At 35.0% G+C, this 6,156-nt stretch carries 5 protein-coding genes; all 5 read left to right on the forward strand.

Going from position 1 to position 6,156, the window contains the following annotated elements; genetic code table 11:
* The first annotated feature begins 1 nt into the window (after position 1).
* The 5 genes from rpmF to smc all read left to right on the forward strand — a co-directional run bounded on the left by rpmF (position 2) and on the right by smc (position 5,998).
* The gene (gene rpmF, locus PBV87_RS16740) at positions 2-178 is read left to right on the forward strand and encodes a 50S ribosomal protein L32 (protein WP_053983984.1); all 177 of its coding nucleotides are present in this window, start codon (positions 2-4) and stop codon (positions 176-178) included.
* Positions 179-256: 78 nt separating this feature from the next.
* The gene (gene plsX, locus PBV87_RS16745) at positions 257-1,246 is read left to right on the forward strand and encodes a phosphate acyltransferase PlsX (RefSeq protein WP_271013017.1); all 990 of its coding nucleotides are present in this window, start codon (positions 257-259) and stop codon (positions 1,244-1,246) included.
* 68 nt (positions 1,247-1,314) lie between these two features.
* Positions 1,315-1,551, forward strand: a complete 237-nt coding sequence (acpP, locus tag PBV87_RS16750) for an acyl carrier protein (protein ID WP_053983982.1) — start codon at positions 1,315-1,317, stop codon at positions 1,549-1,551.
* A 122-nt stretch (positions 1,552-1,673) separates the two neighbouring features.
* Complete coding sequence (rnc, locus tag PBV87_RS16755; RefSeq protein WP_271013018.1) at positions 1,674-2,393, forward strand: ribonuclease III; 720 nt, start codon at positions 1,674-1,676, stop codon at positions 2,391-2,393.
* Between the two features lie 14 nt (positions 2,394-2,407).
* Positions 2,408-5,998 carry a chromosome segregation protein SMC gene (smc, locus tag PBV87_RS16760; RefSeq protein ID WP_271013019.1) on the forward strand — a complete coding sequence of 1,197 codons (3,591 nt, stop codon included), beginning with the start codon at positions 2,408-2,410 and terminating at the stop codon, positions 5,996-5,998.
* The last annotated feature ends 158 nt before the right edge of the window (positions 5,999-6,156 follow it).

A 6,156-nucleotide genomic window follows, 5' to 3' on the forward strand; every position in this document is an offset into this window, starting at 1 on the left:
CATGGCAGTACCAAAAAGAAAGACTAGTAAAGCAAGAAGAAACCAACGTAAAGCAAATTGGAAACTTTCTCCACTTAACTTAGTAAAATGTTCTAAATGTGGTGAACTTATGATGCCACACCGTGTTTGTAAAGCATGTGGTTCTTACGCAAATCGCGTTGTAGTTAAAGTAGATTAATTTTCGGCAAGAAGGCAGCTATATGCTGTCTTTTTGCATATTTAGTTAAATTGTAGTAAATGATAAAGGGTGATGAAAATGCCAAGGATAGCAGTAGATGTTATGGGTGGAGATTATGCACCCGACGAAGTACTTCAAGGATGTATTTTAGCTTCTAAAGAAATCAAAAGTACACTTGTACTTGTAGGGAATGAAGCTGTAATTCGCCAGAAACTCAAGGACACTACATATGATTCAAGTAAAATTGAAATTGTGGATGCCCAAGACTGTATTACAATGGAAGACCATCCTGTTAGCGCAATTCGTTCAAAAAAAGAGTCATCAATGGTAGTTGGATTAAATCTTGTTAAAGATAAAAAGGTAGATGGCCTTGTATCTGCTGGGAACTCTGGTGCATTACTTGCTGGAGGAACTTTAATAGTGGGAAGAATTAAAGGTGTAGAACGCCCTGCATTAGCCCCTATTATTCCAACTAAGACAGGCAATACATTACTTATTGACTGTGGTGCTAATATGGACGCAAAACCTTCTTATCTTACTCAGTTTGCACGTATGGGAACTGTTTATATGGAAGAATGTATGGGTATTAAAAATCCTAAAGTAGGTCTCATTAACGTGGGTACAGAAGAAGAAAAAGGTAATAGTTTAACAAAAGAAGCTTTCAAACTTCTTAAAGAAGATGACAAGGTTAACTTCATTGGAAATATTGAAGCAAGAGAAATACCAGCTGGACATGCTGATGTTTTAGTCTGTGATGCTTTTGTAGGGAATGTAGTGCTCAAATTTATGGAGGGATTCGGGATGTGGGTATTCTCCATGCTTAAGACCGAATTCAAACGTAATTTCATCACAAAGCTTGCTGCGGCACTTATAATGAAAGGAATTAAAAATATTAAGCAGAAGTTTGATTATGCCTCAAAAGGTGGTGCACCACTTCTAGGCGTGAATGGACTTGTGGTTAAAACTCATGGTAATTCTAAAAGAGAACAGATTTATGCTACAATCTTACAAACTGAACAGTTCATTGAAGATCAATTAGTTGAGAAAATAGCTTCTAAATTTAGTTAAAAATAATATTGACTACAAAACATGTATATAATATTATCAAAGTATAAATTTTCATAAGAGGTGTTAGTATGGTATTTGAGAAAGTCAGAGAAATTATTAGTGAACAGCTTAATATTTCAGAAGGAGATGTAACATTAGAAACATCTTTTACGGATGACCTCAATGCAGATTCTCTGGATATTTTTCAAATTATAATGGCTTTAGAAGAAGAATTTGATTTAGAAATCTCCAACGAAGATGCAGAAAATATTGCAACAGTAGGGGATGTTGTAGAATTCATTAAACAAGCAAATGGATTAGATTAATAAATAGCCTCGCTTAGCGGGGCTTTTCGCATATCTTAAATAGAATGTTGAATAGGTAAATCTATTAATTATTCAACAATCTATTTAAAGTGTGCTATTCACTTAAATTAGGAGCGATTAATATGCACAAAAAATTAGGAACTATAATGAGTCAAAAAAAACTTATAGAGTTAGAAGCTCGTATAGGTTATAAGTTTAATGACTTGGAACATTTAAGAAATGCAGTGACACATAGATCATTTGCCAATGAGCATCGTAATTTACAAATAAAAGATAATGAACGTCTGGAGTTTTTAGGCGATGCTATTTTAGATTTAATTATTAGTAAGTATTTATTTGATAAATATCCAAGTATGCCAGAAGGCGATTTATCGAAGATTAGAGCAAGTATTGTTTGTGAAGGCTCATTAGCAAAGACAGCACGTCTTATGGAGCTAGGAAGCTATATTCTTCTTGGTAAAGGAGAAGAGATGACTGGAGGTCGTACACGTAATTCTATCTTGGCAGATGCCTTTGAAGCAGTAACAGGTTCAATTTTTGTAGATGGACAGTTTGAAGATGTTGTTGCCTTTTTGACAGCTACGCTTATAAAAAATGTGGATCACCTTTCAGTGGATGCACTTTATACAGATTTTAAAACCATTTTACAAGAGAATATTCAAAGAGAAAGCCTTCAACCACTACATTATGAGGTGGTTGATGAAAAAGGGCCAGATCATGATAAAGATTTCTATGTTGCCGTTTACCATGGTGAAGCATGTCTAGGTAAAGGGGTAGGAAAAAGTAAAAAAGAAGCCGAACAGCGTGCAGCTCAAACAGCCTTAAAAGCTTTAGAAAAATAATGATGAGGTGATATATGTATCTAGCGAAAATAGAGATACATGGATTTAAATCTTTCGGTGATGCGGTTAAGCTAAGTATCCCACAAGGGATAACAGCCGTTATTGGTCCAAATGGAAGTGGAAAAAGTAACGTAGCAGATGCCATTAGATGGGTTCTAGGAGAGCAAAGTGCAAAGACATTGCGTGGGACTAAAATGGAAGATATTATTTTTGCAGGAACTGAAAAACGAAAATCTTTAGGTTATGCAGAAGTAGCCATGTATATTAAAAATGATGATCATGTTCTTCCTATTGAATATGAAGAAGTTGTGATTAAAAGACGTGTATATAGATCAGGAGAGAGCGAATATTTTATTAATGGGTCACATTGTAGGCTTAAAGATATTCAAGAACTCTTTATGGATACAGGGATTGGGAAAGAAGGATACTCAATCATTGGACAAGGTCAGATTGACAAGATTTTAAGCTCAAAACCAGAAGATAGACGTAGCTTATTCGAAGAAGCTGCAGGTATCTATAAATATAAAGTCAGAAGGCTAGAAGCAGAGAAAAAGCTTGAAAAAGAACGTGAAAATTTACTGCGTATACATGATATTATGAGTGAAATTGAATCACGTTTAGAGCCTTTAGAAAAAGAAGCAGAAAAGACAAAGTCTTATTGGAAATTAAAAGATGAACTTAAAGAAGTAGACATTAATCTTTATATTGAAGAAGTTGAGCGTATTAAACAAGATACTGCAAAGCTAGGTGAAACGTTAGAAAATATAGAACGTGAGTTAAAGGATACTAACGCACAAAAAGATACCATACTTACTAGACAAACTGAATGCAAAGAAAAACGTCAAGAGCTTTTTAGTGAACTTGAAAAGTTACTTAATCATATTAGTCAGTTAGAAAAAGACCAACAGCGTCAACAAGCGAGCATTCAAATTAGCGAAGAACGTATTAGCAGTATTCATCAATTGATTGATCAGATTGATAAGGATACAAAGAAACAACAAGACTATAAAGAAACAATGCAAAATGAGCATCAAGTGCTTAAAGTTAAAGGAACAGCTCTAGAATTAGAGGAAGCAACAAAAAGAGAACGCTTAATTAAAAAAGAGGCAGCGTTTGAAACAGAACAAATGAGCCTGGAACAAAAAGAAAAGAATCTTGAAAGCTCTAAGGCAGAGGTATTTGATAAAATACATCAAATAGACCTTTTGAAGTCAGAAATAGATAAGCAAAGTTCGATTGAAGAACAGATGGATTATCGTTATAGTCAATTAACTGAGGCTATTCAAACTTTAAATAGCGATATTACGCATCAGGAAGTAAGTTTACAAGTGGGGCGTAAAAAAGAAAAGGAAACAAAAGAAAAGCTAGAGCAAGCACAAACAGCTTTTAATAAACTTGAAGAACAAAGAAAAATTCTTCAAGATACCCTTACAGAGCTTGAGCGTAGCTGGCATTCTAATGCTCAGAAAAAGGATCAGGCAAAGCGGCAGATTGCTTGGTTAGAACAGGTGAAGAATGACTTTGAAGGTTATTATCAAAGTGTCAAGCAAGTTCTGACTATTAAAAAGCAAGAGCCAGAAAAGTGGCAAGGAATACTAGGTATTACAGCCGATGTCATTCAAGTGCCAAAAGACTATGAAATTGCTATTGTAACCGCTTTAGGTGGTGCAATGCAAAATATTGTTACACAAACTGAGCAAGATGCTAAAGCGATGATTCAACTTATGAAACAACGTAATATTAGCAAAGTAACTTTCTTACCCTTGGATACTATTCAAGCATTTGGAGCTGTTCAGGATATAGCGGCACTACGCAAGGAGACAGGATTCCTAGGACTGGGGAGTGAACTTGTTACCTTTGATAACATATATGGCCCTGTTGTAGCCAATCTACTTGGGCGTATTTTGATTGTAGACAATATGAATCATGCCTCACAAATTGCACGCAAGTATAAATACCGATACAAAATTGTAACTTTGGATGGAGAGGTGTTCCATGCAGGGGGGTCATTAAGTGGTGGTGCAAGTAAAAATAATAAGAATAATATTTTCTCTCGTACAAGAGAACTCAAGGAGCTTCAGGCTTTACACGTACAGTTAGAAGAAGAAACGGTAGTATTAGGTCAAGCGATTAAAGACCATGAAGCAGAAAAAGAAACCCTCAGAGTAGAATGGGAAACACTATACAAGCAATGTGAAAGCTTAAAAGAAACTGAAAAAACGATTATCTTAGAAATAGATAAAGGTGAAAATAGTCTTAAGCTTACAAAACAATCTCAACTTCAATTGGTAGAAGAAAAACTCTCCATAGAAGAAGCGAAAGAAGTTGCAGCAAAAGGCAAGGATGAAGTCTATGACAAGATCAAAGCATTAGAAGAAACTATTGTTATGGATCAAGAAAGCCTTAAAGCATTAGAGGCAGAGTTAGAAAGCCTTAAATCTAGGCGAGAGGCACTAAGAAATGAATTAACAGAAGAAAAAATTGCACTTTCAACGTTAGTTCAAAATCGTAAACATATTGAAGAGCAGATAAAAAATATTGAACATAACTTATCAAATTCGGATGAGCAACATTTAAATATTATAGAACGTAAAGATTCTTTACTTGAGGATGAGAAGAAAATTCGACTTACGATTGAAGATACCCATGAAACTATTAAAAAGTTAGGTGAGGAGATTGAAAACTCCAAACAAAGTAAAGTGGACTTAGAAAAAGGGCGTGTTCAATTAGAAGAAACGTTATCAAATTATGAAAAAGAAATCGAACGTATATTAGAACGTGTTGCGAAGTTAAAAGAAGAACATTATAGGTTAACGACTAGAAAAGAAATGGTAGAGCTAGAAGAGAAGAAACAAAGCGATAATATGTGGGAGCAGTATGAACTGACTTATTCTGCATGTTTACCATTTAAGAAAGATATGGGGCCTATTGTAGAAATGAAAAAATTAGCTGATAGATTACGTGCACAAATAAAAGTAATTGGTCATGTTAATGTAAATGCAGTAGTAGAGTTTGATGAGACTAAAACACGTTTTGAATTTTTATCTACTCAGCGACAAGATATTGAAAAAGCTGAAGCAACATTAATGGAGCTTATTGATCAGCTTACAGCGCAAATGCATGAAATCTTTAGAGAGCAGTTTACAGTTATTGCAGAAAATTTCAGTTATGTCTTTAAAGAGCTCTTTGGCGGTGGGATGGCATTCTTACAATTAGTGGATGAAGAGAACATTCTTGAATCAGGGATTGAGATTATTGCTAAGCCACCAGGTAAGAAGCTACAAAATATGACCCTTCTATCAGGGGGAGAGAGAACGCTAACAGCTATTGCATTGCTCTTTGGTATTCTTAAGCTTAAACCATCACCATTCTGCGTACTGGATGAGATTGAAGCGGCACTAGATGATGCCAACGTATTACGTTTTGCAGAGTATCTAGGAAATCTTTCAAAAGACACTCAATTCATTGTTATTACACATAGAAAAGGTACAATGGAACGTGCAGATACACTTTATGGTGTGACTATGCAAGAGAGAGGTGTTTCCACTGTCCTTTCAATTAAACTTGAAGAGGCAACAAAATATTTAGATAAAAAGACAAGTTAAGGAGGACCATACGTGTCATTTTTTAAGAAATTATTCAAAAGAAAAGAAGAGACTAAGCCAGTTGAAGGAGCTCATATAGACGAAAGTCAAAATCTAGAGTCAGAAGCTAGAGAAGCTGAGGAAGCAAGATTAGCAGAAGAAGCTAAAGAAGCTGAGGA

Source organism: Holtiella tumoricola (assembly GCF_027857615.1).
In the GTDB taxonomy this organism is placed as follows: Bacteria; Bacillota; Clostridia; order Lachnospirales; family Cellulosilyticaceae; genus Holtiella; species Holtiella tumoricola.